General features: G+C 71.2%; 16 protein-coding genes, 1 tRNA gene, 4 pseudogenes and 1 other annotated feature. Of the genes and pseudogenes, 9 read left to right on the top strand and 12 right to left on the bottom strand.

The window, feature by feature from the left end:
- Positions 1–343: 343 nt before the first annotated feature.
- A pseudogene (locus SOY78_RS05460) lies at positions 344–562 on the bottom strand (integrase core domain-containing protein); the annotation flags it as partial.
- A gap of 166 nt (positions 563–728) precedes the next feature.
- Here SOY78_RS05460 and SOY78_RS05455 point away from each other — a divergent pair.
- From SOY78_RS05455 to SOY78_RS05435, 5 genes and pseudogenes are all read left to right on the top strand, one after another.
- Positions 729–2,072 carry an IS256-like element ISMlu11 family transposase gene (locus SOY78_RS05455; RefSeq protein ID WP_042752856.1) on the top strand — a complete coding sequence of 448 codons (1,344 nt, stop codon included), beginning with the start codon at positions 729–731 and terminating at the stop codon, positions 2,070–2,072.
- Positions 2,073–2,140: 68 nt separating this feature from the next.
- Positions 2,141–3,424 (top strand): annotated as a pseudogene (locus SOY78_RS05450) (IS256 family transposase).
- Positions 3,425–3,486: 62 nt separating this feature from the next.
- Positions 3,487–3,819 (top strand): DUF3024 domain-containing protein, encoded by a 333-nt coding sequence (locus SOY78_RS05445; RefSeq protein ID WP_036315702.1) that lies wholly within the window; start codon positions 3,487–3,489, stop codon positions 3,817–3,819.
- Between the two features lie 44 nt (positions 3,820–3,863).
- Positions 3,864–4,061, top strand: coding sequence for a hypothetical protein (locus SOY78_RS05440; RefSeq protein WP_324701900.1), 198 nt, complete (start codon positions 3,864–3,866; stop codon positions 4,059–4,061).
- A gap of 59 nt (positions 4,062–4,120) precedes the next feature.
- Positions 4,121–5,349: pseudogene (locus SOY78_RS05435) on the top strand (IS3 family transposase); the annotation flags it as partial.
- Positions 4,420–4,554, top strand: a sequence feature (AL1L pseudoknot). Its footprint overlaps the pseudogene before it by 135 nt.
- Before the next feature lie 306 nt (positions 5,350–5,655).
- Here the strand turns inward: SOY78_RS05435 and SOY78_RS05430 are convergent.
- The 8 genes and pseudogenes from SOY78_RS05430 to SOY78_RS05395 all read right to left on the bottom strand — a co-directional run bounded on the left by SOY78_RS05430 (position 5,656) and on the right by SOY78_RS05395 (position 14,274).
- A tRNA-Pro gene (locus tag SOY78_RS05430) sits at positions 5,656–5,732 on the bottom strand.
- Between the two features lie 378 nt (positions 5,733–6,110).
- A complete protein-coding gene (locus SOY78_RS05425; protein ID WP_020628098.1) occupies positions 6,111–6,590 on the bottom strand; it encodes a hypothetical protein in 480 nt (159 codons plus the stop codon).
- Positions 6,591–6,694: 104 nt separating this feature from the next.
- Positions 6,695–8,233 carry a ribosome biogenesis GTPase Der gene (gene der / locus SOY78_RS05420; RefSeq protein ID WP_324701899.1) on the bottom strand — a complete coding sequence of 513 codons (1,539 nt, stop codon included), beginning with the start codon at positions 8,231–8,233 and terminating at the stop codon, positions 6,695–6,697.
- On the bottom strand, positions 8,230–8,961 hold the full coding sequence (gene cmk, locus SOY78_RS05415; RefSeq protein ID WP_002857424.1) for a (d)CMP kinase: 732 nt from the start codon (positions 8,959–8,961) through the stop codon (positions 8,230–8,232). The genes der and cmk overlap by 4 nt, the downstream gene beginning before the upstream one ends.
- A 1-nt stretch (position 8,962) precedes the next feature.
- Entirely contained in the window at positions 8,963–10,123 is a 1,161-nt protein-coding gene (locus SOY78_RS05410) for a prephenate dehydrogenase (protein ID WP_141843108.1), read from the bottom strand.
- Positions 10,120–11,077 (bottom strand): annotated as a pseudogene (locus SOY78_RS05405) (pseudouridine synthase). Before SOY78_RS05405 ends, SOY78_RS05410 begins: the two are co-directional and overlap by 4 nt.
- Before the next feature lie 222 nt (positions 11,078–11,299).
- The gene (locus SOY78_RS05400) at positions 11,300–12,160 is read right to left on the bottom strand and encodes a ParA family protein (RefSeq protein WP_324701928.1); all 861 of its coding nucleotides are present in this window, start codon (positions 12,158–12,160) and stop codon (positions 11,300–11,302) included.
- 158 nt (positions 12,161–12,318) lie between these two features.
- Positions 12,319–14,274: an AMP-binding protein gene (locus SOY78_RS05395; RefSeq protein WP_324701898.1), complete on the bottom strand. Its 1,956-nt coding sequence runs from the start codon at positions 14,272–14,274 to the stop codon at positions 12,319–12,321.
- 215 nt (positions 14,275–14,489) lie between these two features.
- Between SOY78_RS05395 and SOY78_RS05390 the strand changes: the two genes are divergently transcribed.
- From SOY78_RS05390 to SOY78_RS05375, 4 genes are read left to right on the top strand one after another with little or no spacing between them, the layout of a single operon-like run.
- The gene (locus SOY78_RS05390; protein ID WP_002857413.1) at positions 14,490–15,179 is read left to right on the top strand and encodes a GntR family transcriptional regulator; all 690 of its coding nucleotides are present in this window, start codon (positions 14,490–14,492) and stop codon (positions 15,177–15,179) included.
- Entirely contained in the window at positions 15,176–16,702 is a 1,527-nt protein-coding gene (locus tag SOY78_RS05385; RefSeq protein WP_250161775.1) for an MmgE/PrpD family protein, read from the top strand. Before SOY78_RS05390 ends, SOY78_RS05385 begins: the two co-directional genes overlap by 4 nt.
- Positions 16,702–17,640 (top strand): methylisocitrate lyase, encoded by a 939-nt coding sequence (gene prpB, locus SOY78_RS05380; protein ID WP_250161774.1) that lies wholly within the window; start codon positions 16,702–16,704, stop codon positions 17,638–17,640. Before SOY78_RS05385 ends, prpB begins: the two co-directional genes overlap by 1 nt.
- 56 nt (positions 17,641–17,696) lie before the next feature.
- The gene (locus SOY78_RS05375) at positions 17,697–18,842 is read left to right on the top strand and encodes a bifunctional 2-methylcitrate synthase/citrate synthase (RefSeq protein WP_324701897.1); all 1,146 of its coding nucleotides are present in this window, start codon (positions 17,697–17,699) and stop codon (positions 18,840–18,842) included.
- Positions 18,843–19,087: 245 nt separating this feature from the next.
- Here SOY78_RS05375 and SOY78_RS05370 read toward each other — a convergent pair whose 3' ends face one another.
- The 3 genes from SOY78_RS05370 to SOY78_RS05360 are packed head-to-tail and all read right to left on the bottom strand — an operon-like array spanning position 19,088 to position 22,527.
- On the bottom strand, positions 19,088–20,797 hold the full coding sequence (locus SOY78_RS05370) for a CTP synthase (protein ID WP_080695883.1): 1,710 nt from the start codon (positions 20,795–20,797) through the stop codon (positions 19,088–19,090).
- Between the two features lie 9 nt (positions 20,798–20,806).
- Positions 20,807–21,823, bottom strand: coding sequence for a site-specific tyrosine recombinase XerD (gene xerD / locus SOY78_RS05365; RefSeq protein ID WP_036315732.1), 1,017 nt, complete (start codon positions 21,821–21,823; stop codon positions 20,807–20,809).
- Positions 21,820–22,527: an NUDIX domain-containing protein gene (locus SOY78_RS05360; protein WP_036315735.1), complete on the bottom strand. Its 708-nt coding sequence runs from the start codon at positions 22,525–22,527 to the stop codon at positions 21,820–21,822. The genes xerD and SOY78_RS05360 overlap by 4 nt, the downstream gene beginning before the upstream one ends.
- Position 22,528: the final 1 nt, after the last annotated feature.

Here is a 22,528-nt window from a genome sequence, read left to right as displayed (position 1 = left end):
CGATGGGCGTCACGGTCACACGTTGTGCTGCTGGGGCCGTGCGACCACCTGGTGCTGAACGTTGTCATGCTGTGCTGGTTCTCCTCCGCGCTGAGGCCCGTTTTAAGTTGTGCTCTCGGGGCATGTCTTACGCTACCGACCACCACTGACATTGCTAGGGTGCCGCGCCGGAGGCGGTGCCGAGAGGGGTCTCGCGACGGGGAGCCTGACCGGCTCGACCGAACGTTGCGATCTGTCCTGGTTCTCTCACGATCAGGCTTTTCGTGAAGATCGACTTACACCACTCGAAGGTTGGCTCGGCTCGGAGTTCGCAGCTGCGCTTCGCCTTCGATAGCAAAGGTGACTAGATGTGATGTCCAGGGAGGTTATTGAGCCTGGTGGCAGGCACGGCGCCGATCGCGGAGTGGACGCGATGATGATTGTAGAAGTGCAGCCATCCAGGCAACGCGGCTCTGCGCTCCGTCTCTGAGCTATAGAACCGGGCGTAGGCCCACCCATCAGCGAGCGTGCGATGGAACCGCTCAATCTTCCCGTTCGTCTGCGGCCGGTAGGGCCGAGTCCGAGTTGCGTCCGGCAGAGTGGTGTACGAATCCCGCAGCACGTTGACTCCGGTTGGCGTGTCGACCGCGAAGTAGAAGCGGTCACCGCGGGAGGCTTTCGAGGAAACTCTCGGGCGTGTCAGATGGTCTGTGTAAGCCGTACCGAGAGGAACGGTAAGAATCATGACCATGATCGACGAGAAGAACCCAGGCGAGCCCTCGGGCCAGGACCTGGTCGAGCAGCTGAAAGCCTCAGGGCAGCTTGATTCCCTATTCGCGCAGATCGACGCGGGCGGCGTCGAGCTCACCGGTGACGGCGGGTTCGTGCCCGCGCTGGTCAAGGCCGCGCTCGAGCGGGGCCTGCAGGCCGAGCTGACCAGCCATCTGGGCTACGAGAAGGGCTCGAGCGAGGCGCCGAAGCACGCCAACTCCCGCAACGGGACCACCCCGAAGACCGTGGAGTCCGAGGTCGGGCCGATCGAGCTGGACGTCCCGCGAGACCGGGGCGGGTCGTTCACCCCGCGCCTGGTGCCCAAGGGCCAGCGGCGCCTCGGGGGCCTGGATGACATGATCATCAGCCTCTATGCCGGCGGAATGACGATCCGGGACATCCAGCACCACCTGGCCTCCACGATCGGCACGGACCTGTCGCACGAGACGATCTCCAACATCACCGACGCCGTGAGCGAAGAGGTCCTGGCGTGGCAGTCGCGGCCGCTGGAGGAGTTCTATCCGGTGATCTATCTCGACGCAATCCGGATCAAGATCCGAGAGAACAGCCAGGTCCTCAACCGTGCCGCCTACATCGCCGTCGGCGTGGACCTCGAGGGCATCAAGCACGTGCTGGGGATCTGGGTCCAGGACACCGAGGGCTCGGCGTTCTGGGCCCACGTCTGCGCCGATCTCGCCAACCGGGGCGTGCAGGACGTGCTGATCGTGTGCTGCGACGGGCTCAAGGGCCTGCCGGAGGCGATCGAGGCGACGTGGCCGGACTCGATGGTCCAGACCTGCGTGGTTCACCTGATCCGGGCCGCGATGCGGTTCGTGGCCTACCAGGACCGCAAGAAGGTCGCCGCCGCGCTGAAGCCGATCTACACCGCCCCCAACGAAGAGACCGCGAGGAAGGCGCTGGCCGAGTTCGAGGCCTCCGAGCTCGGCACGAAGTACCCGTCTGCAGCCGCGACCTGGGCGAACTCCTGGGAGCGGTTCATCCCGTTCCTGCAGTTCCCACCCATGCTCCGCAAGGTCATCTACACAACCAACAGCATCGAGTCGCTGAACTTCCAGCTACGGAAGGTGACCAAGAACCGCGGCCACTTCCCCTCGACCGAGGCGGCGGTGAAGCTGCTCTGGCTCGCGATCTGCAACATCGAAGACAAACGCGCCGCCGAACGCGCTCGGGACCGGGGCAAACCCGCCGGCCAGCGCAAAGCCCAGGGCCGGCTCGTCGAAGGTCAGGCCGTCACGAACTGGAAGCAGGCCCTCGCCCAGCTCGCCGCGGCCTACCCCGACCGGATCAACCCCTACCTGTGACCACCCCGCTTACACAGACAAGTTGACACGCCCAAACTCTCACATCCCACTCGAAAGGGACACCCGCGATGACCGCTCCCCACGATATCGACCCCCAGGCGTTTCTGTCCGATCTGCTCACCCAGGCCTCGCCGGACTTGATGCGTCAGATGCTCACCACCTTCATCAATGCCCTGCTGTCGGCCGAGGCTGACAGCGTGTGCGGCGCCGCCTACGGCGCCCGCTCGGATGAGCGCACCAACCGGCGTAACGGCTACCGGCACCGGGACCTGGACACCCGCGCCGGCACCATCGACGTCGCGATCCCGAAACTGCGCGAAGGCACCTACTTTCCCGACTGGCTCCTGGAGCGGCGCCGCCGCGCCGAGGCAGCGCTGACCACGGTGGTCGCCACCTGCTACCTGCTCGGCGTCTCCACCCGCCGGATGGACAAACTGGTGCAGACTCTCGGCATCACGGGCCTGTCGAAATCGCAGGTCTCATAGATGAGTAAAGACCTGGATGCGCCGGTCGAAGCGTTCCGCACCCGGCCGCTCGATGCTGGGCCGTATCGGTTTGTCGCCGCCGACGCGCTCGTGCTCAAAGTGCGTGAACACGGCCGGGTCGTCAAGGTCGCCGCCATGGTCGCCACCGGCATCAACAACGACGGCTACCGCGAGATCCTCGGCCTGCAACTGGGCACCGCGGAGACCAGGGAGGGGTGGCTCGGGTTCTTCCGTGATCTGGCTGCCCGCGGCCTGTCGGGGGTGGAGCTGATCACCTCCGATGCCCATGCCGGGCTGGTCGAAGCGGCCGGGGCGGTGTTCGGGACGGCGCAGTGGCAGCGCTGCCGCACCCACTACGCGGCCAACCTGATGGCGGTGTGCCCGAAGTCGCAGTGGCCCGCGGTGAAAGCGCTGCTGCACAGCGTCTACACCCAGCCCGACGTCGAGGCGGTGATCGCCCAGTACGAGCACATGATCGACAGCCTGGCCACCCATCTGCCTGCCGCTGCCGAGCACCTCGAGGGCGCCCGCGATGAGGTGCTCACGTTCACGAAGTTCCCGAAGGAGGTGTGGAAGAAGATCTGGTCGAACAACCCGAACGAACGGCTCAACAAGGAGATCCGGAGACGCACCGACGTCGTCGGCATCTTCCCCAGCCGAGTCGCGGTGATTAGACTTCTCGGCGCGGTGCTGGCCGAGCAGCACGACGAATGGACCGAATCACGGCGCTACATGAGCCTGGAATTGCTGACCGCGACCGACACGATGCTCGCCGAAGCAGCCGCGAAAGCCGCGGCTGAACAAGCCGCCCTACAGGTCAGCGACACCATGACCGACGACCCCGGCCACGCGGCACTCGCCGCCTGACAACCCACCCGACCACGAGGAACCCGACAAAGCCTCGATACACCACTCAAAAGGACTTGACCATGGCTATGCCCGAGACCGACCTGCTGCGCATCGGCCGCTGGTGCCGTGAACGCGTGCCCGAGCACCTGTGGGATCAGGTGAGAGTAGAAGCCGAGATCGCCGACCGGCACGTCACGATCATCGAGACGCGGCCGCCGTGGGACGGGCAGGGCGACTGGACGCGGTTCCCGGTCGCGCGCCTGCGATACACCGTCAAGACCGGCCAGTGGAGCATCTACTGGCGTGACCGGCACATGAAGTTCCACGAGTACACGAAGAGGCGCCCGACGAAGAACGTCCAGAGTCTGCTCGACTACATCGGCAGCCACCAGGATCCGATCTTCTGGGGCTGAGAGCTCCCACGGCCGTGTCGGTACTCACCGCTACGGTCGGGAGTATGAGCGAAGAGCAATGGGATGAAGCGGCCTTACGCGCATCGATCCCGGCCGCGCGCGAGAAGGTTGAGTTTGCCGCAAGGTTCTGCGAGATCGGCCCCTCACAGCCCCGCTGGGATAGTCACCGTCCCGTCGTCGAGTTGATCTTCTATCTCTGCAAGCTCGACTACGACATCAAGGTGCTCCTGCTGCCTTCCTGACCGATTGAAGCGCCCTGGGTTTGTTGGAGACTCCTGACCTTGGAAACGAGGATGGAGTTATGCCGAAAGAGCAGACAGCGGGGAAGCCGACGACGCGTCGGTATTCGCCGGAGGAGAAGGCCGCGGCGGTCCGGATGGTGCGGACGCTGCGTGCCGAGCTGGGGACCGAGCATGGGACTGTGCAGCGGGTCGCGACGCAGCTCGGATACGGGGTTGAGTCCGTGCGGATGTGGGTCAAGCAAGCCGACATCGACGACGGCGTCACCTCTGGCGTGAGCAGCGCTGAGGCGCGGCGGGTGCGTGAACTGGAGCAGGAGGTCCGGGAGTTGCGGCGGGCCAACGAGGTCCTCAAGCGTGCTGCGTCTTTCTTCGGGGCGGAGCTCGACCGCCACTACCGGAAGTAGTCGCGTTCATCGACGCGGACAAGGATGACCTGGTCGACGCTCGCCGGCTCGGAGTCGAGCTCATCTGCAGGCTGCTGCAGGTGGCTCCGAGCAGCTACTACGCCGCCAAGACCCGCGCCCCCTCGGCTCGCGCGGTGCGGGACGAGGAGCTGATCCCGCAGCTGGTCGAGCTCTGGGAGACGAACTACCGCGTCTACGGGGTCAGAAAGCTCTGGAAGACCGCGCGTCGCGCCGGGATCGACATCGGCCGAGATCAGACGGGCCGGCTCATGCGCGCCGCAGGGATTAAGGGCGCGACCAGGTCGAAGCGGGTGAAGACGACCCGGCCGGACCCGGCGTCGGCGCGGCACCCGGACCTCGTGAAGCGGGAGTTCACCGCGCCTGCCCCGAACCGGCTCTGGGTCACCGACCTGACGTTCGTGCCGACGTGGGCCGGCGTCGCGTACGTCTGCTTCATCGTCGACGCGTTCTCCCGGATGATCGTAGGGTGGCGGTGCGCGTCACACATGCGCACCAAGATGGTCCTCGACGCGATCGAGATGGCCCGCTGGTCCCGCGGCGCTCGCCACGAGGACCTGCGCTGTCACAGCGACGCGGGGTCTCAATTCACCTCCATTCGCTACGGCGAACGCCTCGCCGAGATCGGAGCGACACCGTCGATCGGGACCGTCGGGGACAGCTACGACAACGCCCTGGCCGAGACCGTGAACGGCTATTACAAGGCCGAGCTCGTCCGCGGACCCGCACGGCCAGGTCCCTGGCGGACGGTCGAGGACCTCGAGCTCGCGACCCTCGGGTGGGTGTCCTGGCACAACACGCAACGCCTCCACGGCTACCTCGGCGACGTCCCACCCGCCGAGTTCGAGGACACGTTCTATGCTGTCGAGGCCGGCCGCGAACAGTTGTCGGAATCAAATAGCGCGAGTCTCCATCAGACCCAGGGGGCTTCAGGGCCAACGCTCTGGTCACCGACGAGATCGATTTTGGATCGAGCCGCTCGGCCACTGAGGAAGTTCTGAATTCCCGGGGATATAAGTCGAGCCGAACGCCGAACCGTAGGGTCTGTCTCGATCAGTTTGTGCTAAGGAATATGTCAGGCACGGAAAGAGGCCCAGGCGCTCCCCTCGAGGGAGTACCTGGGCCTCATTCCATTTTCCCTCGTCAGATGCGGACTCTGACCCGTGGGAACGTGGTCGGGCTAGCGGGATTTGAACCCACGACCTCTTGACCCCCAGTCAAGCGCGCTACCAAGCTGCGCCATAGCCCGTGGCGAATCGCGGTCATCCGCGCTTCGGCACCCGACGAGCATACCCCACCCGCACCGCCGGATGCGAATCGGGAGCGGGCCCGCCGGGTCGTCGTCGTCAGGGGTGAACGGCACGACACCCCCGAAACGTGAACAAGGGGCCCACGTCCTCTTCACAGACGTGAACCCCTCATCCCTTGACCGAGGGCCACCCGACCGAGAGTCCCCCAGCGACCGCGGCCCCGGCGTACCGGTGGGCCTGGCGGTCTGCACGAACCCTCTCATGACTGAGGGTGCAGTCGCGCACGTGAGAAGTGTAACACGCTGAGCCGCTCCGATCCGCCGTTCCGGGCGCGTCGCAGGGGCGTGTCGGGGGCCTCACGGAGCCCCGTCGCAGGCTCAGAACGTGAAGGTTCGGTCCCCCACGCGGAATTCGACGTCCTCCAGGTCCGGGATGGCGTCGCGCGCCCGGTCCGCCGCCTCCCGCATCGTGTCCTCGAGAACCTGGGGATCGGCCTCGAGCAGGGACTGGCCGTACTCGATGACCACCTTCCCGTCCTCCCGAAGGGCCTCGACGTCGACGATGTCCGAACCGGAGGGCAGCGATCGCGTCAGGTCCTCGACGACCTCGGCGGCGCGCTGGTCCGCCTCCTCGAGGGCGCCCTCGGCCTCCTGGCGCAGCTGCCCCAGGTCCACGCGGTCCGAGGCGTCCGCCTCCAGCTCGCTGATCCGGTCCTCGGCCTGGGCGAGCCGGTCCTCCGCGCTCTGCAGCGCGGCCCGGGTCGCGCCGTCGTCGACCGCGCAGCCGGATGCGGCCAGCGCGAGCGCGGCCAGGGTGGCAAGGGACAGGGCGGCGGGGCGACGTCGGATGAGGCTCATGCCCTCAGGCTACGAGGCGAAGGTGGACGAACGGTGGGAGCCGGCCGGGACGACGACGTCCCCCGACGCGGGTGGTCGAGGGACGTCGTCGGGGCGGGGCCGGATCAGCGGCGGCGACCGCGCTTCTCGCGCACGCGCATCCCGATCTCGAGGGGCGTGCCCTCGAACCCGAAGGTCTCGCGCAGGCGGCGCACGATGAACCGGCGGTACCCGGGGTCCAGGAACCCGGTGGTGAACAGCACGAACTTGGGCGGCAGGCTCGAGACCTGGGTCGCGAACAGGATGCGGGGCTGCTTGCCGCCGCGCAGCGGGTGCGGGTGGGCCGCCACGAGCTCGCCGAGGAACGCGTTGAGCTTGCCCGTGGGGATACGGGTGTCCCATGAGTCCAGGGCGAGGTCCAGCGCGGGGACGAGACGGTCCTTGTGCCAGCCGGTCTTCGCGGAGATGTTCACGCGCGGCGCCCACGCGACGTGCGCCAGGTCCCGCTCGATCTCCTTGGCCAGCTGGAGCCGCCGATCCTCATCCACCTGGTCCCACTTGTTGAACGCGATCACGAGGGCGCGACCGGAGTCCAGCACCATCTGGAGGATGCGCACGTCCTGCTCAGAGATCACCTGCGGCGCCTCGAGCAGCACCACGGCCACCTCGGCGCGGTCCAGGGCGGAGGCCGTGCGCAGCGAGGCGTAGTAGTCGGCGCCGTGGGCCATGTGCTGCCGTCGACGGATGCCGGCGGTGTCCACGAAGCGCCACAGCCGTCCGCCGAGCTCCACGAGCTCGTCCACGGGGTCGCGCGTGGTGCCGGCCAGGTCGTCCACCACCACGCGGTCCGAGCCGGCCAGCTTGTTCAGCAGCGAGGACTTGCCCACGTTCGGCCGGCCCACGAGGGCGATCCGGCGCGGGCCGCCGCGCGGCACGAGACCGCCGTGGGCGGACTCCTCCGGCAGTGCCTCGAGCGCGGCGTCCAACAGGTCCGCGACGCCGCGGCCGTGCACCGCGGACACCGGGTACGGGTAGCCGAAGCCGAGCGACCACAGGGTGGCGGCGTCGGCCTCCTGGACCATGTCGTCCACCTTGTTGGCGGCCACGATCACCGGGCGGTCCTTGCGACGCAGCATCGAGACCACGGCCTCGTCCGTGGCCGTCATGCCGACGGTGGCGTCCACCACGAACACGACGGCGTCCGCCACGTCCACGGCCAGCTCGGCCTGCTCGGCCACGCGACGGTGGATGCCCTTGGCGTCGTGCTCCCAGCCGCCGGTGTCCACCACGGTGAACTCGCGGCCGTTCCACTCGGCGTCGTAGGAGACGCGGTCGCGCGTCACGCCGGGCACGTCCTCCACCACGGCCTCACGGCGGCCGATGATGCGGTTGACGAGCGTGGACTTGCCGACGTTCGGCCGGCCCACGATGGCCAGCACGGGCGGCACGGGCGCGTCGACGTCCTCGTCGGGCCCGAGCTGCCACGCGTCGAGGAGGGCGGCGTCGTCCTCCTCGAGCTCGTAGTCCTCGAGGCCGGCGCGCAGCGACGCGGCGCGCGCCTCGGCCTCCTCCTCGGTCATGGCGGCGAGCCGCTCGGCCACCTGATCGTCGCCGGCGGGGACGAACTCGTCCTCACCGGAGCGGTGCTGGGGGTTCTCGGTCATCGTCGGCCTCCCTTCACGGCCGGGATGCCGGCCTGGTCCTCGACGGCGGCCAGGACGGCCGCCACGGTCTGCTCGAAGTCGAGCTCGGTGGAGTCCACGAGCGCCACCCCGTCGGCGGGGCGGTCGAACGTGGACACGGTGGCGTCGCGGGCGTCGCGCCCGGCCACCTGACGGTGCAGCGTGCCGGCGTCGACGCCGGTCTCCCCCGCCGCGGCCAGCTGGCCGGAGCGGCGGGCGGTGCGCACGGCCTCGGAGGCCGTGAGCAGCACGCGCGCGTGGGCGTCCGGGGCCACCACCGTGGTGATGTCGCGGCCCTCGGCGACCATCCGGCCCGCGGCGGCGATCGCCGCCCGCTGGCGGCGGTGCAGCTCCTCGCGCACCGGGATCACCACGGCGACGGTGGAGACCGTGTCCGTGACCTCGGGGCCGCGGATCGCCTCGGTGACGTCCGTGCCGCCGACCCGCACGGCCTCGACGTCCGGGTCGGTGGACTGGTCCAGGTCCATGGCGACGGCGGCCGCCGCCACGGCCTCCGCATCGGCCAGGTCGACGCCCTCGTGCAGGCAGTGCCACGCCACGGCGCGGTACATGGCGCCGGTGTCCAGGTATGCGGCGCCGAGACGCCGGGCCACGGCCTTGGACACGGACGACTTGCCCGAGCCCGAGGGCCCGTCCACCGCCACCACGAGCGGCGCGGGTGCGACGTCGTCGCGGGTGTGCTCGGTCATCTCAGACCACCTTCCATCCGGCGGCGGTCAGCGCCGCCACGAGTTCGTCCCTGCGGCCGGGCAGCACGGAGATCTCCACCATGCCGACCCGGTGGCCCGAGGCGTGCTCGAGCCGCAGGTCCTCCACGTTCACGTCCGTGCGGCCGACCTTGTCGAGGAGGGCCGCGATCTGCCCGGGGGCGTCGTCCACGATCACCGTGACCACCGCGAACGCCTGCGGCGGCGCCCCGTGCTTGCCGGGCACCCGGGCCCGACCGGCGTTGCCCTCGGCGATCAGCTGCGCCATGTCCAGCCGCGCCCCGGGGGCGGAGGGGTCCTCCAGGGTGCGGATCAGCCGGTCCAGGTCCGCCCGCAGCCCGTGCAGCGCCGGCACGATCCGCCCGGCGTTGCCGGAGAGGATCTGCACCCACAGCTGCGGGTCCGACGCTGCGATCCGGGTGGTGTCCCGCAGCCCGTTGCCGGCCAGGGCGAGCGCCTGGTCCGGGGTCTCCTGCAGGCGGGAGGCCACGAGCGAGGCGGCGATCTGCGGCAGGTGCGAGATCAGCGCGACCGACTCGTCGTGGGCGCGGGCGGCCATCCGGTACGGGGTGGCCTGCAGCGTCAGCGCGAGGGCCCGGCCGGCCGCGAGGGCGGCCGGGCGGGTCGTGTCCGTCGGGCACAGCACCCACGGCGCCTGCGTGAACAGGGTGCCGCGGGCCGCCACGGGACCGGACCGCTCGGAGCCGGCCATTGGGTGCGTCCCGAGGTACCGGTCGGCGTCCTGCGGGGCCAGGCGGGCCTCGTCGACGGCGGCCCGCACGCCCGCGGCGACCGCCTCCTTCACCGAGGCGATGTCCACCACCACGGCCGCGGGCCAGCGGCGCAGCGAGTCCACCACGACGTCGGCGGTCACGTCCGGCGGCGCGGCCACGACGACGAGGCCCGGGGCGGCGTCGAGGTCGTCGCCCTCGGCGTCCAGGCGGGCGGGGCGTCCGGCGCGGATGTCCGCGGCCACGGCCAGGGCGGCGGGCGAGGGGTCGTGCAGGCGCACGTCCACACCGGCCGCGCTCAGCCCGATGCCGATCGAGGCGCCCAGCAGACCGGTCCCCCGGACGAGCACGGGCTGCGGGATCCCGGCCGGGCCGTCACCGAGCTTGGCGGCGGACTCGGCGGGCGCGCTCACAGGCCGACCAGGGCCTTGAGGTGGCCCAGCTCCTGCGCGTTGAGCGCGCGGACGGTGCCCTGCTTCTGGTCGCCCAGCAGGATGGGGCCCACCTTGACGCGGACGAGCCGCTCGACCGGGTGGCCGATCTCCTGGAACATGCGACGCACGATGCGGTTCTTGCCCGAGTGCAGCACGACCTCGACGAGCACGTGGCCCGGCGTCGAGTCGACGAGCTTGAACGAGTCGACCTGCGCCACGCCGTCCTCCAGTTCCACGCCCTCGCGCAGCCGGTTGGAGACGCCCTTGGCCAGCGGGCCGCGGGTCTGCACGACGTAGGTCTTGGGGACCTCGTAGCTGGGGTGGGCGAGGCGGTTGGCCAGCTCACCGTCGTTGGTGAGGATGAGCAGGCCCTCGGTCTCGTTGTCCAGACGGCCCACGTGGAACAGGTGCTCCTGCCCGGGCTTGAGGTAGGTGGCGATCGAAGGGCCGGCCCTCCGGGTCCACCATCGTGGAGATCACGCCGCGGGGCTTGTTGAAGACGAAGTACTGCTTGGTCACGTCCGTCTGCACGGAGATGCCGTCCACCCGGATCACGGCCCGGGCCGGGTCCACGCGCACGCCGGGCTCGGTGACGACGACGCCGTCCACCTCCACACGGCCCTCCGCGATGAGGTCCTCGCTCACGCGCCGGGACGCCACACCCGCCGCGGCCAGCACCTTCTGCAGGCGCTCGCCCGACTCGTCGTGGATGCGGTCGAGGTGGGCGGCCTTGGCCCGGGCGGCGCCGGCGCCGCGGCCGCGGCGGCCGCGGGTGCGCGGCACGGCGTCCTCGTCGAAGGGGGCCTCCTCACGGGGGGCGGCGGCGCCGCGGCGGGCACCGATCTGTCGCTGGAAATCGCGCTCCTGGAACGGGCCGCCCCGTCGACCGACGGCGGGGGTGCGTCCGGAGCCTCGCGGCTTGCGGGAGTTCATGGGGAGGGCGTCCTTTCGGGTGCGCGTCAACGGCGCCGGTCGGGCCGGCGGCGGACGGGTCAGGGGGTGAGGGACGGTCCGGAGACGGACACGCCCGGCTTCATTCTCGCAGATCGGCGGCGTCGCGTCTCCCGGCCACCGCTCCCCCGGCCGCGAGCGCGGAGAAAACCGGCCCGGTCCCGCGACGGGACCGGGCCGGCGTCGTCGGCGGTCAGCGGACGGTCACGGCGCGCCGCCGCGGCAGATCAGCTCGCGGGCGAGCTGCCGGTAGGCCTTGGCCCCGTCGTGGTTCTCGGCGAACAGGGTGATGGGCGTGGCCGCCACCGTGGCGTCGGCGAACTTGATGGACCGCTTGATGACGGTCTCGAACACGCGGTCCCCGAAGCCGGCCACGAGCGAGCCCACGACCTCCTTGGAGTGCAGGGTCCGCTGGTCGAACATCGTGGCCAGCACGCCGTCGATCTCCAGGTCCGGGTTGAGCCGGTCCTGCACCTTCTCGATCGTCTCGACGAGCAGGGCGACCGCGCGCAGCGCGAAGAACTCGGCGGTCAGCGGGATGATCACGCCGTGCGAGGCGGTCAGCGCGTTGACGGTCAGCAGGCCCAGCGAGGGCTGGCAGTCGATGAGGACCACGTCGTAGTCGTCGCGGACCTGGCGCAGCGCACGCTCGAGGACCTGCTCGCGGGCCACCTCGTTGACGAGCTGCACCTCGGCCGCGGACAGGTCAATGTTGGCCGGCAGCAGGTCCATGTTCTCGAAGTCCGTGGACAGGATCGCGTCCTTCGCGGTCACCGACCGTTCCATGAGCACGTTGTACACCGTGCTGTCGAGCTCGTGCGGGTTCGCGCCCAGGCCGGCTGAGAGGGCGCCCTGCGGGTCGAAGTCCACCATGAGCACCCTGCGGCCGTAGCCCGCGAGCGCGGCGCCCAGGTTGATGGTGGAGGTCGTCTTTCCGACGCCGCCCTTCTGGTTCACCATCGAGATGATCCGCGCCGGGCCGTGCGAGGTCAGGGGCGCGGGCTCGGGGAAGTCGTGCTTGGGCCGGCCGGTGGGCCCGAGCACGGGCTCGCCGTGGATGGTCATCACGGGGATCGGTTCTCTCGAGGTCACGGCGGCGCCGGCTCCTTCCACGGTGGTCTGCACGCCCGGCCGCGGGCCGCGGCGCGCCGCGGCCGCCGTCGTCGGCGTGTCCGGATCTTCCCCCACCCTAGTGCCTGGCGTTCCCGGGACGACGGCGGCGCTCAGCCCGCCGGGCGCAGCACCCCGGCCAGGGCCTCGAGCACGGCGGGGTCCTCGATGGTCGAGGGCACCGCGTACTCCTCGCCGTCGGCCATCTGCCGCATGGTCTTGCGCAGGATCTTGCCCGAGCGGGTCTTGGGCAGCGCGTCCACCACGACGACGTCGCGGAAGTCCGCCACCGGGCCCACCTCGCGGCGCACCGCCTGACGCAGCTCGTCCAGGAGCGCGGCCTCGGCCTCGGAGCCGGCCTTGGGCGTCTCGACGCCGGACTTGAGGACCACGTAGCCCGAGGGCCGCTGGCCCTTGAGCGGGTCCGCGATGCCGATCACGGCACATTCGGCCACCGCCGGGTGGGCGGCCAGGGCGGCCTCGAGGACGCCCGTGGACAGCCGGTGCCCGGAGACGTTGATGACGTCGTCGGTGCGGCCGAGCACGAACACGTAGCCGTCCTCGTCCACGACGCCGGAGTCACCGGTCGCGTAATGGCCGGGGAACGCGCTGAGGTAGGAGTCGATGTAGCGCTGGTCGTCGCCCCACAGGGTGGGCAGGGTGCCCGGGGGCAGCGGCAGCCGCAGGGCGATGTTGCCCTCGGTCCCGGCGGGCACGGGCTCGCCCAGGCCGTCCAGGACCACGAGATCGACGCCCGGCGAGGGCACCGAGGACGAGCCGATCTTCACCGGCAGCTGCTCCAGGCCCACCGGGTTCGCCGCGATGGCCCACCCGGTCTCGGTCTGCCACCAGTGGTCGATCACCGGCATGCCCAGCAGGCCCTCGATCCACCGCTGCGTCTCCGGGTCCAGGCGCTCGCCCGCGGCGAAGAAGTGCCGCAGGGAGGACAGGTTGTGGTCCTTGAGCAGCTCGCCCTCGGGGTCGGCGCGGCGGATCGCGCGCAGCGCCGTGGGGGCCGTGAAGAAGGAGCGCACGCCGTGGTCCTCGATCAGCCGCCAGAACGCGCCGGCGTTGGGCGTGCCCACGGGCTTGCCCTCGTACATCACCGTGGTGGCCCCGGCCAGCAGCGGGCCGTAGACGATGTAGGAGTGCCCCACGACCCAGCCCACGTCCGAGGCGGTGCACATCGCCTGCCCCGGGCCGACGTCGTAGATGTTCTCCATGGTCCAGCGCAGGGCGACGGCGTGGCCCCCGTTGTCCCGGACGACGCCCTTGGGCTTGCCGGTGGTGCCCGAGGTGTACAGCACGTACAGCGGGTCGGTGGCCTGCACCGGGACGCAGTCGGCCGGCTCGGCGGCCGCGACGGCCTCGCCCCAGTCCTCCCAGCTCGCGCCCCCGCGCCCGTCGGCGTCCGCGAGCGCGGTCTCGAAGCCCTCGCGGTGGTGGACCAGCACCGTGCGCACGGGGTGCGCGGCGGTCTCGAGCGCCTCGGCCACGGCGGGCAGGTATTCGACCCGACGCTTGGGCTCGATGCCGCCGGAGCAGGTGAGCACGACGTCGGGCGTCGCGTCGTCGATGCGGGAGGCGAGCTCGCGCGGGGCGAAGCCGCCGAAGACCACGGAGTGCACCGCGCCGAGCCGCGCGCACGCCAGCATCGCGATGTGGGCCTGCGGGATCATCGGCAGGTACACGAGGACGCGGTCGCCCTTGCCGACGCCGCGCGCGGCCAGGGCGCCGGCCAGGCGGGCCACCGCGTCCGTGAGCTCGGCGTACGTGTAGCGGGTGACCTCGCCGGTCATCGCGGAGTCGTGGATCAGCGCGACGGCGTCCCCGCGGCCCGCCTCGACGTGCCGGTCCAGGCAGTTGAAGGCGGTGTTCAGCTCGCCGTCCGGGAACCAGCGGTACAGGGGCGCGGCGGAGTCGTCGAGGGCGCGCGTGGGCGCGACGGTCCAGTCGATGGCGCGCGCCGCGTCGAGCCAGAACCCCTCGGGGTCGCGGAGGGAGCGGGCGTGGGCGTCGGCGTACGCCCCGGAGGGGCCGTCTTCGGTGGGGGCATCGTGGGTCGCCATGTGCCCAGCGTAGTGCCGTGGATCACACCGGGCAAGAGATCTGTATACATTTCTTGTCCCGTGCGGGAGGCGTGGTGGCACACGGGCGTCCCCGCCAGGGGCACGGCACCCGGCCCCCGCACGCCGGACGACGCTTCCCGTGGACGGCGTCGCCCGACGCGTGCCCCGGACACGCCCCCTGCCCTCGGCAGGACTGTTGTGTATACACTGGCGGCATGCGAGCGAGTGAGCGGGCGTACCAGGCCCTGAGGGCGGAGATCCTCGACTGGTCCCTCCCACCGGGCGCGGGCCTGGGCGAGGTGGAGCAGGCCGAGCGCCTGGGCATCTCGCGCACCCCTCTGCGCGAGGCGCTCTCCCGCCTGGTGGCCGACGGCCTGGCCGAGCAGGCACCGGGCCGGGGCATCGTCGTGGCCGACCTGTCCCTCGAGCAGGCGGACCAGCTGTTCGACCTGCGCATCGCCCTCGAGTCCCTCCTGGCGCGCCGGGCCGCGCAGCGGGCCACCCCGGAGGCGGCCGAGCGGTTCACGGTCCTCGCGGGCCGTTTCCAGGAGGCCGAGACGGCCCTGCGCGGCGGGACCGACCCGGCGGACTACTACGCGATGACGGCCGAGCTGGACAGCCGGCTGGACGAGGCCGCCGCGAACCCCTACCTCGTCTCCACCCTGCGCACCCTGCGCCTGCACCTGGCACGCCTGCGCCGACTGGCCGCGGACGACCCGGCCCGCCTCGCGGCCTCCGCCGCGGAGCACGCGGACATCGCCGACGCCGTCGGCTCGGGCGCCGCGGACCTCGCGGAGGCGACCACGCGGGTCCACCTGCACCACGCCTTCCACCATCTGACCCGGCGCGGCCGCGCCGAGGAGACCCCGACCCTGCTGACCCCCACCGAAGGAGACCGACCATGAAGAACCATCACGTGCGCGTCCACCGCTCCGAGGAGAACCTCGAGCGCAAGGACCAGCTGGCCTGGAAGCTGGCCGAGGTGGCCGTCGACGACGTCGAGGTGCTGCCCGAGGTCGAGGAGATGATCATCAACCGGATCATCGACAACGCCTCCGTCGCCGTCGCCTCGCTGAAGCGCGGCCCGATCGTCGCCGCCCGCGCCCAGGCCCTGTCCCACCCGGTCTCCACCGGCGGCGAGGGCGCCTCCGTGTTCGGTGTGGAGCAGAAGGTCTCCCCCGAGTGGGCCGCGTGGGCCAACGGCGTGGCCGTCCGCGAGCTGGACTACCACGACACGTTCCTGGCCGCCGAGTACTCCCACCCGGGCGACAACATCCCGCCGATCCTCGCCGTCGCCCAGCACGCCGGCCGCTCCGGCAAGGACCTGATCCGCGGCATCGCCACCGGCTACGAGATCCAGGTGGACCTCGTGAAGTCCATCAACCTGTACGGCCACAAGATCGACCACGTGGCCCACATCGGCCCCTCCGCCTCCGCCGGCATCGGCACCCTGCTCGGTCTGGACACCGAGACCATCTTCCAGGCCATCGGCCAGGGCCTGCACACCACCACCGCCACCCGCCAGTCCCGCAAGGGCGAGATCTCCACGTGGAAGGCCCACGCCCCGGCGTTCGCGGGCAAGATGGCCGTCGAGGCCGTGGACCGCGCCATGCGCGGCCAGACCTCCCCCGTCCCGATCTACGAGGGCGAGGACGGCGTGATCGCCTGGCTGCTGGACGGCCCGGACGCCTCCTACGAGGTGCCCCTGCCCGAGCAGGGCGAGCCCAAGCGCGGCATCCTGGACACCTACACCAAGGAGCACTCGGCCGAGTACCAGGCCCAGGCCTGGATCGACCTGGCCCGCAAGCTCCACAGGGAGCACCCGGAGGCCACCGACCCGGCGAACGTCGAGTCGGTGCTGATCAAGACCTCGCACCACACCCACTACGTGATCGGCTCGGGCGCCAACGACCCGCAGAAGTACGATCCGACGGCCTCGCGCGAGACCCTCGACCACTCGATCCCCTACATCTTCACCGTGGCCCTGCAGGACGGCTCCTGGCACCACGTGGACTCCTACGCCCCCGAGCGCGCCCAGCGCGAGGACACCGTGGCCCTGTGGCACAAGGTGACCACCGTGGAGGACCCGGAGTGGACCCGCCGCTACCACTCGCTGGACCTCGCGGAGAAGGCGTTCGGCGGCGCGGTGGAGATCACCCTCAAGGACGGCACCGTCATCACCGACGAGATCGCCGTGGCCGACGCCCACCCGCTCGGCGCCCGGCCGTTCGCCCGCGAGCAGTACATCCAGAAGTTCCGCACCCTGGCCGAGGGCATCGTCTCGAAGGAGGAGCAGGACCGCTTCCTGGCCGCCGCCGAGCGCGTGGCCGAGCTGCAGCCCGGCGAGCTGGACCAGCTGAACATCCTGGCGGACCCGGCGTCCCTGTCCGAGGCCGACCTCGCCGCCGCCCCGAAGGGCCTGTTCTGATGCTGTACTCGACGAAGACGGCCGAACAGAAGCGGATCGACCTGCGGCAGACCCTGAAACAGGGCGGCGCCCAGCAGTTCCCGGGCGCGTTCACCCCGCTGACCGCCAAGCTGATCCAGGAGAAGGGCTTCCCCGGGGTCTACATCTCCGGCGGCGTGCTCGCGAACGAGCTGGGCCTGCCCGACGTCGGGCTGACCACGCTCACCGAGGTGGCCGTGCGCGGCGGGCAGATCGCCCGCCTCACGGACCTGCCGTGCCTCATCGACGCGGACACGGGCTTCGGCGAGCCGATGAACGTGGCCCGCACGGTGCAGGAGTTCGAGAACGCCGGCCTGGCCGGCTGCCACATCGAGGACCAGTTCAACCCCAAGCGGTGCGGCCACCTCGACGGCAAGAACATGGTGGACCTCGACACCGCGGTCAAGCGCATCGCCGCCGCCGTCGACGCCCGCCGGGACCCGAACTTCCTCATCATGGCGCGCACCGACCTGCGTGCCGTGGAGGGCCTGGACGCCGCGATCGCCCGCATGAAGGCGCTCGTGGAGGCCGGTGCGGACGCGATCTTCCCGGAGGCCCTGAAGGACATCGGCGAGTTCGAGACCGTGTGTCGCGAGCTGGAGCCCCTCGGGGTCCCGGTCCTGGCGAACATGACCGAGTTCGGCAAGTCCGAGCTGTTCACCCGCCAGCAGCTGGCGGACGCCGGCATCGCGATGGTGATCTACCCGGTCACCCTGCTGCGCTCCGCGATGGGCGCCGCCGAGCGCGTGCTCGACGCCATCAAGGAGGAGGGCACCCAGCAGTCGCAGGTGGCGCAGATGCTCACCCGCGCCCGCCTCTACGAGCTGGTGGACTACGAGGGCTACAACGCCTTCGACACGGGCATCTTCAACTTCGACGTGCCCACGCTCGACATCGGCGCCAACCACGCCGACCTCTGACCCGTCACCGGGCCCGCCCGTGCGCGGGCGGGCCCCACTCCCCGAGGAGGGACACCATGACCGAGACCGAGATCAAGAAGGGCCTGGCCGGCGTCGTCGTGGACACCACGGCGATCTCCAAGGTCAACCCGGAGACGAACTCCCTGCTGTATCGCGGCTATCCCGTGCAGGACCTGGCCGCGCAGCTGCCGTTCGAGGCCGTCGCGTTGCTGCTCTGGACGGGCGAGCTGCCCACGGACGAGGAGCTGGCCGCGTTCGAGCGCTTCGAGCGCGCCCACCGTGCCCTCGACCCGAAGGTGAAGCAGGCCATCGACCTGCTGCCCACCGACTGCCACCCCATGGACGTCGGCCGCACCGCCGTGTCCGTGCTCGGCGCGAACCACCCGAAGGCGGAGGACTCCTCCCCCGAGGCCGAGCTGGAGAAGGCCCAGGCGCTGTTCGCGGCGTTCCCGGCCGTCGTCGCCTACGACCAGCGCCGCCGGCGCGGCCAGGACGTGGTGGAGCCGCGCGAGGACCTGGACTACTCGCAGAACTTCCTCTGGATGACGTTCGGCGAGGAGGCCGCCCCGGAGGTCGTGGACGCGTTCCGCGTCTCGATGGTGCTGTACGCCGAGCACTCGTTCAACGCCTCGACTTTCACCGCGCGCGTGATCACCTCGACGCTCTCCGACCTGCACTCGGCCGTGACCGGTGCGATCGGCGCGCTCAAGGGCCCCCTGCACGGCGGCGCCAACGAGGCCGTGATGCACACCTTCGACGAGATCGGCATCCGGAAGGAGGAGTCCCGTGAGGACGCCGCCGCCCGAGCGAAGGCGTGGATGGAGGACGCCCTGGCCCAGAAGAAGAAGGTCATGGGCTTCGGCCACCGCGTCTACAAGAACGGCGACTCCCGCGTGCCCACCATGAAGGCCGCGCTGGACCGGATGATCGAGCACTACGGCCGCGAGGAGATGCTCGGCCTGTACGACGGTCTGGAGCAGGCCATGGACGAGGCCAAGCAGATCAAGCCGAACCTCGACTACCCCGCCGGCCCGACCTACCACCTGATGGGCTTCGACACGGAGATGTTCACCCCGCTGTTCATCGCCTCGCGCATCACGGGCTGGACCGCCCACATCATGGAGCAGCGCGCCGCGAACGCGCTGATCCGCCCGCTCTCGGCCTACGACGGCCCCGAGCAGCGGGAGCTGCAGGCGGGCTGAGCCTCGTGAGGGGCGGTCGGGGCGACTTGTCGGAGGTGTAGACGCAGATCACCTCCGACACGTCGCCCCATTCGCTCGCGGCGCGGTGCCGCGTGCACGACGACGGCGGGTCGCCCCGGGTGGGGCGGCCCGCCGTCGTCGTGTCGTCATCGGTGCGACGCCCTCGCAGAGTGGTCACGACACGCCGCGTGCCGGGCGCGGCGACGGCGTGTCGTGACCACTGTGTCGGGCCGGTCGTCGGCCCCTCAGCGCCGGGCCGCCGCGTCGGCGCGGCGGGCCAGGCCGGCGGCGACGAGGCCGGCGAACAGCGGGTGCGGGCGGGTCGGCCGGGAGGAGAACTCCGGGTGGGCCTGCGTGGACACGTAGTACGGGTGCACGTCCCGGGGCAGCTCCACGAACTCCACGAGGGCGCCGTCCGGGGAGGTGCCGCAGATCGCGAGACCGGCCTCCTCGAGGCGGTCGCGGTAGGCGTTGTTCACCTCGTAGCGGTGGCGGTGGCGCTCGGTCACCTCGGTGGTGCCGTAGGCCTCGGCCACCACGGAGCCCGGGCGCAGGGTCGCGGGGAAGGCGCCCAGGCGCATGGTGCCGCCGAGGTCCCCCTCGCCGGCCACGATCTGCTCCTGCTCGGCCATGGTGGCGATCACGGGCGAGGCGGTCTCCGGGTCGAACTCGGTGGAGTCCGCGTCCTCCAGGCCGAGGACGTTGCGGGCGTACTCGATGACCATGGACTGCAGGCCCAGGCACAGACCCAGCGTCGGGATCCGCTGCTCGCGGGCGTGCCGCAGCGCGCCGAGCTTGCCCTCGAGCCCGCGCACGCCGAAGCCGCCGGGCACACACACGGCGTCGACGTCCGCGAGCGCCACCGCCGCGCCCTCGGGGGTGGCGCACTCGTCCGCGGCCACCCAGCGGATGCCCACCTTGGCCCGGTGGGCGAAGCCACCGGCGCGCAGCGCCTCGGTGACGGACAGGTAGGCGTCCGGCAGGTCCACGTACTTGCCCACGAGCGCCACCGTGAGCTCGTGCTCCGGGTGGTGCACGGCGTCCATGAGGGCATCCCACGCGGTCCAGTCCACGTCCTTGAACTTCAGGTCCAGGGACTGCACCACGTGGGCGTCGAGGCCCTGGTCGTGGATGACGCGGGGGATGTCGTAGATGGAGGGGGCGTCGGCGCAGTTGACGACGGCGTCCTGCGGGACGTCGCACATGCGGGCGATCTTGCCGCGGACATCGTCGGGGACGGCCCGGTCCGAGCGCAGCACGATCGCGTCCGGCTGGATGCCGATCGAGCGCAGGGCGGCCACGGAGTGCTGGGTGGGCTTGGTCTTGAGCTCCTGCGAGGGGCCGATGTACGGCACGAGGGAGACGTGCAGGAAGAAGACGTCGTCGCGGCCGACGTCCTGGCGGACCTGGCGGGCGGCCTCGAGGAAGGGCTGCGACTCGATGTCGCCGACGGTGCCGCCGATCTCCGTGATGATCACGTCCGGGGCGGGGCGGTCGCCGCGGGGCTCCGCGGGCAGGCGCATCCGGCGGCAGATCTCGTCGGTGATGTGCGGGATGACCTGGACGGTGTCCCCGAGGTACTCGCCGCGGCGCTCGCGGGCGATCACGGTGGAGTACACCTGGCCGGTGGTCACGTTGTCCAGGCCGTCGAGGTCCTCGTCGAGGAAGCGCTCGTAGTGGCCGATGTCCAGGTCCGTCTCGGCGCCGTCCTCGGTGACGAACACCTCGCCGTGCTGGAACGGGTTCATGGTGCCCGGGTCCACGTTGAGGTAGGGGTCGAGCTTCTGCATCACCACCCTGAGCCCGCGCGCCTTGAGCAGGTGGCCGAGCGAGGAGGCCGTGAGCCCCTTGCCGAGGGAGGAGGCGACACCGCCGGTCACGAACACGTGACGGGTGACGCGCGTGGACGTCTGAGTACGAGAAGTTCGTTTCACCACGGATTTTGAGCGTATCAGGTGCGGGGCTCAGCGCGCGCGCGGATGCGCGGCGGAGTAGACCTCGCGCAGGGAGTCCACGGTGACGAGGGTGTACACCTGCGTGGTGGTCACGGACGCGTGCCCGAGCAGCTCCTGGACCACGCGGACGTCCGCGCCGCCGGCCAGCAGGTGCGTGGCGAAGCAGTGGCGCAGGGTGTGGGGCGAGACGTCCGCCTCGAGGCCGGCGCGCTCGGCCGCCCGCTTCAGCACGGCCCACGCGGACTGCCGGGAGAGCCGGCCCCCGCGGGCGTTGACGAACAGGGCGGGCGTGGAGCGTGTGACTCCCGTCATGATCGTGGGCCGTCCCCGCACCAGCCATGCGTCGAGCGCGGCGGCCGCGTAGGAGCCGATCGGCACCACGCGCTCCTTGGACCCCTTGCCGAACAGGCGGACCACGGGCTGGCCGCCGTCGTCCCCGGTCTGCGCGAGCCCCACCACGTCGTCGACGTCGAGGCCGACCACCTCGGAGATGCGGGCGCCGGTGCCGTAGAGGAACTCGAGCAGCGCGCGGTCCCGCAGTCCGGCGGGGGTGTCGACGGGCACGGCCTCCAGCAGCGCCGTCACCTGCTCCACGGGGAGCGCCTTCGGCAGGCGGTCGCCCGGCTTCGGCGGGTGGACGTCGCGGGCGGGGTCGGCGGGCGTGAGTCCCTCGAGGGCCCAGAACCGGTGCAGGCCGCGCACGGCCGCGAGCACGCGGGCCGCCGAGCGGACCGCGAGGGGCCGCCCGCCGTCCTCGCCGGTGCCCAGCGCCCGCAGGAAGCCGGAGACGTGGCCGGGGTCGACGTCGGCGGGGGCGCGCACCCCGTGGGCTTCGAGCCAGCGGCGGTAGCGCTCGAGGTCGCGGCGGTAGGCGGCCAGCGTGTTCGCGGCGAGGCCCCGCTCGACGGCCAGGTGCTCCAGGTGGCGGCGGAACGGGGCCGCGAGCGCGGACTCCGCGCCCCGGCCCCCACGGCTCCCACGGGCCTCGGCCTCGCCGCTCCCCCGGGCGGCCGGGTCGGTGCTCACGCGGGCCAGTCCGCCCCGGGGCCGTGGCGGTCCGGGACGAAGGGGGCGTCCACGGGGCGCAGGCGCCGCCACCCCTGGGCGCGGTGGGCGCACAGGGCGAGGATCGCCACGACCGTGGAGGGGTTGTGCACGCGCCCATCCAGGACGGCGTCGGTCACCTCGTCGACGCCGACCCACACGAGCGGCATGGCGGCCTCCTCGTCCTGCCGGGTGTGCCGCTCGCCGTCGGGGATCTCTTCGATCTGACGGGCCAGGAACACGCGGATCGCCTCGCTGGAGCCGCCCGGGGTCGTGTAGTAGTCGACGAGGGTGTGCCACTCGCGGGCGCGCAGGTCGGCCTCCTCGGCCAGCTCACGGACGGCGACCTGGTGGAGGTCCTCCCCGTCCACGTCCCGCAGGCCCGCCGGGATCTCCCACAGCTCCATGCCCACGGGGTGGCGGTACTGGCGGACGAGGGCCACCTGCTCGCGGGGGCCGGTGGTGGTGAGCTTGGTGCGGACCGCGAGGATCGCCACGGCGCCCGGGTGCACCATCAGCTCCCGGGTCAGCGGTTCCCGGGACTTGTCCGCCGGGTCCAGGCGGAACGACTCCCGGGCGATGTCCCACACTCGGCCCTCGTAGACGGTCTTCGACTTCTTCACCGGGCGGGGGACGTGCAGGTCGCGCAGGGGCGAGCGTCCCGCGGACGCGGGGATCTCAGGCATG

It is taken from the genome of Micrococcus sp. HOU01 (assembly GCF_035609305.1).
GTDB classification, from domain to species: domain Bacteria; phylum Actinomycetota; class Actinomycetes; order Actinomycetales; family Micrococcaceae; genus Micrococcus; species Micrococcus luteus.
The sequence above is the reverse complement of the archived record's forward strand: the minus strand, read 5'-3'. Positions and strand labels throughout refer to the sequence as shown.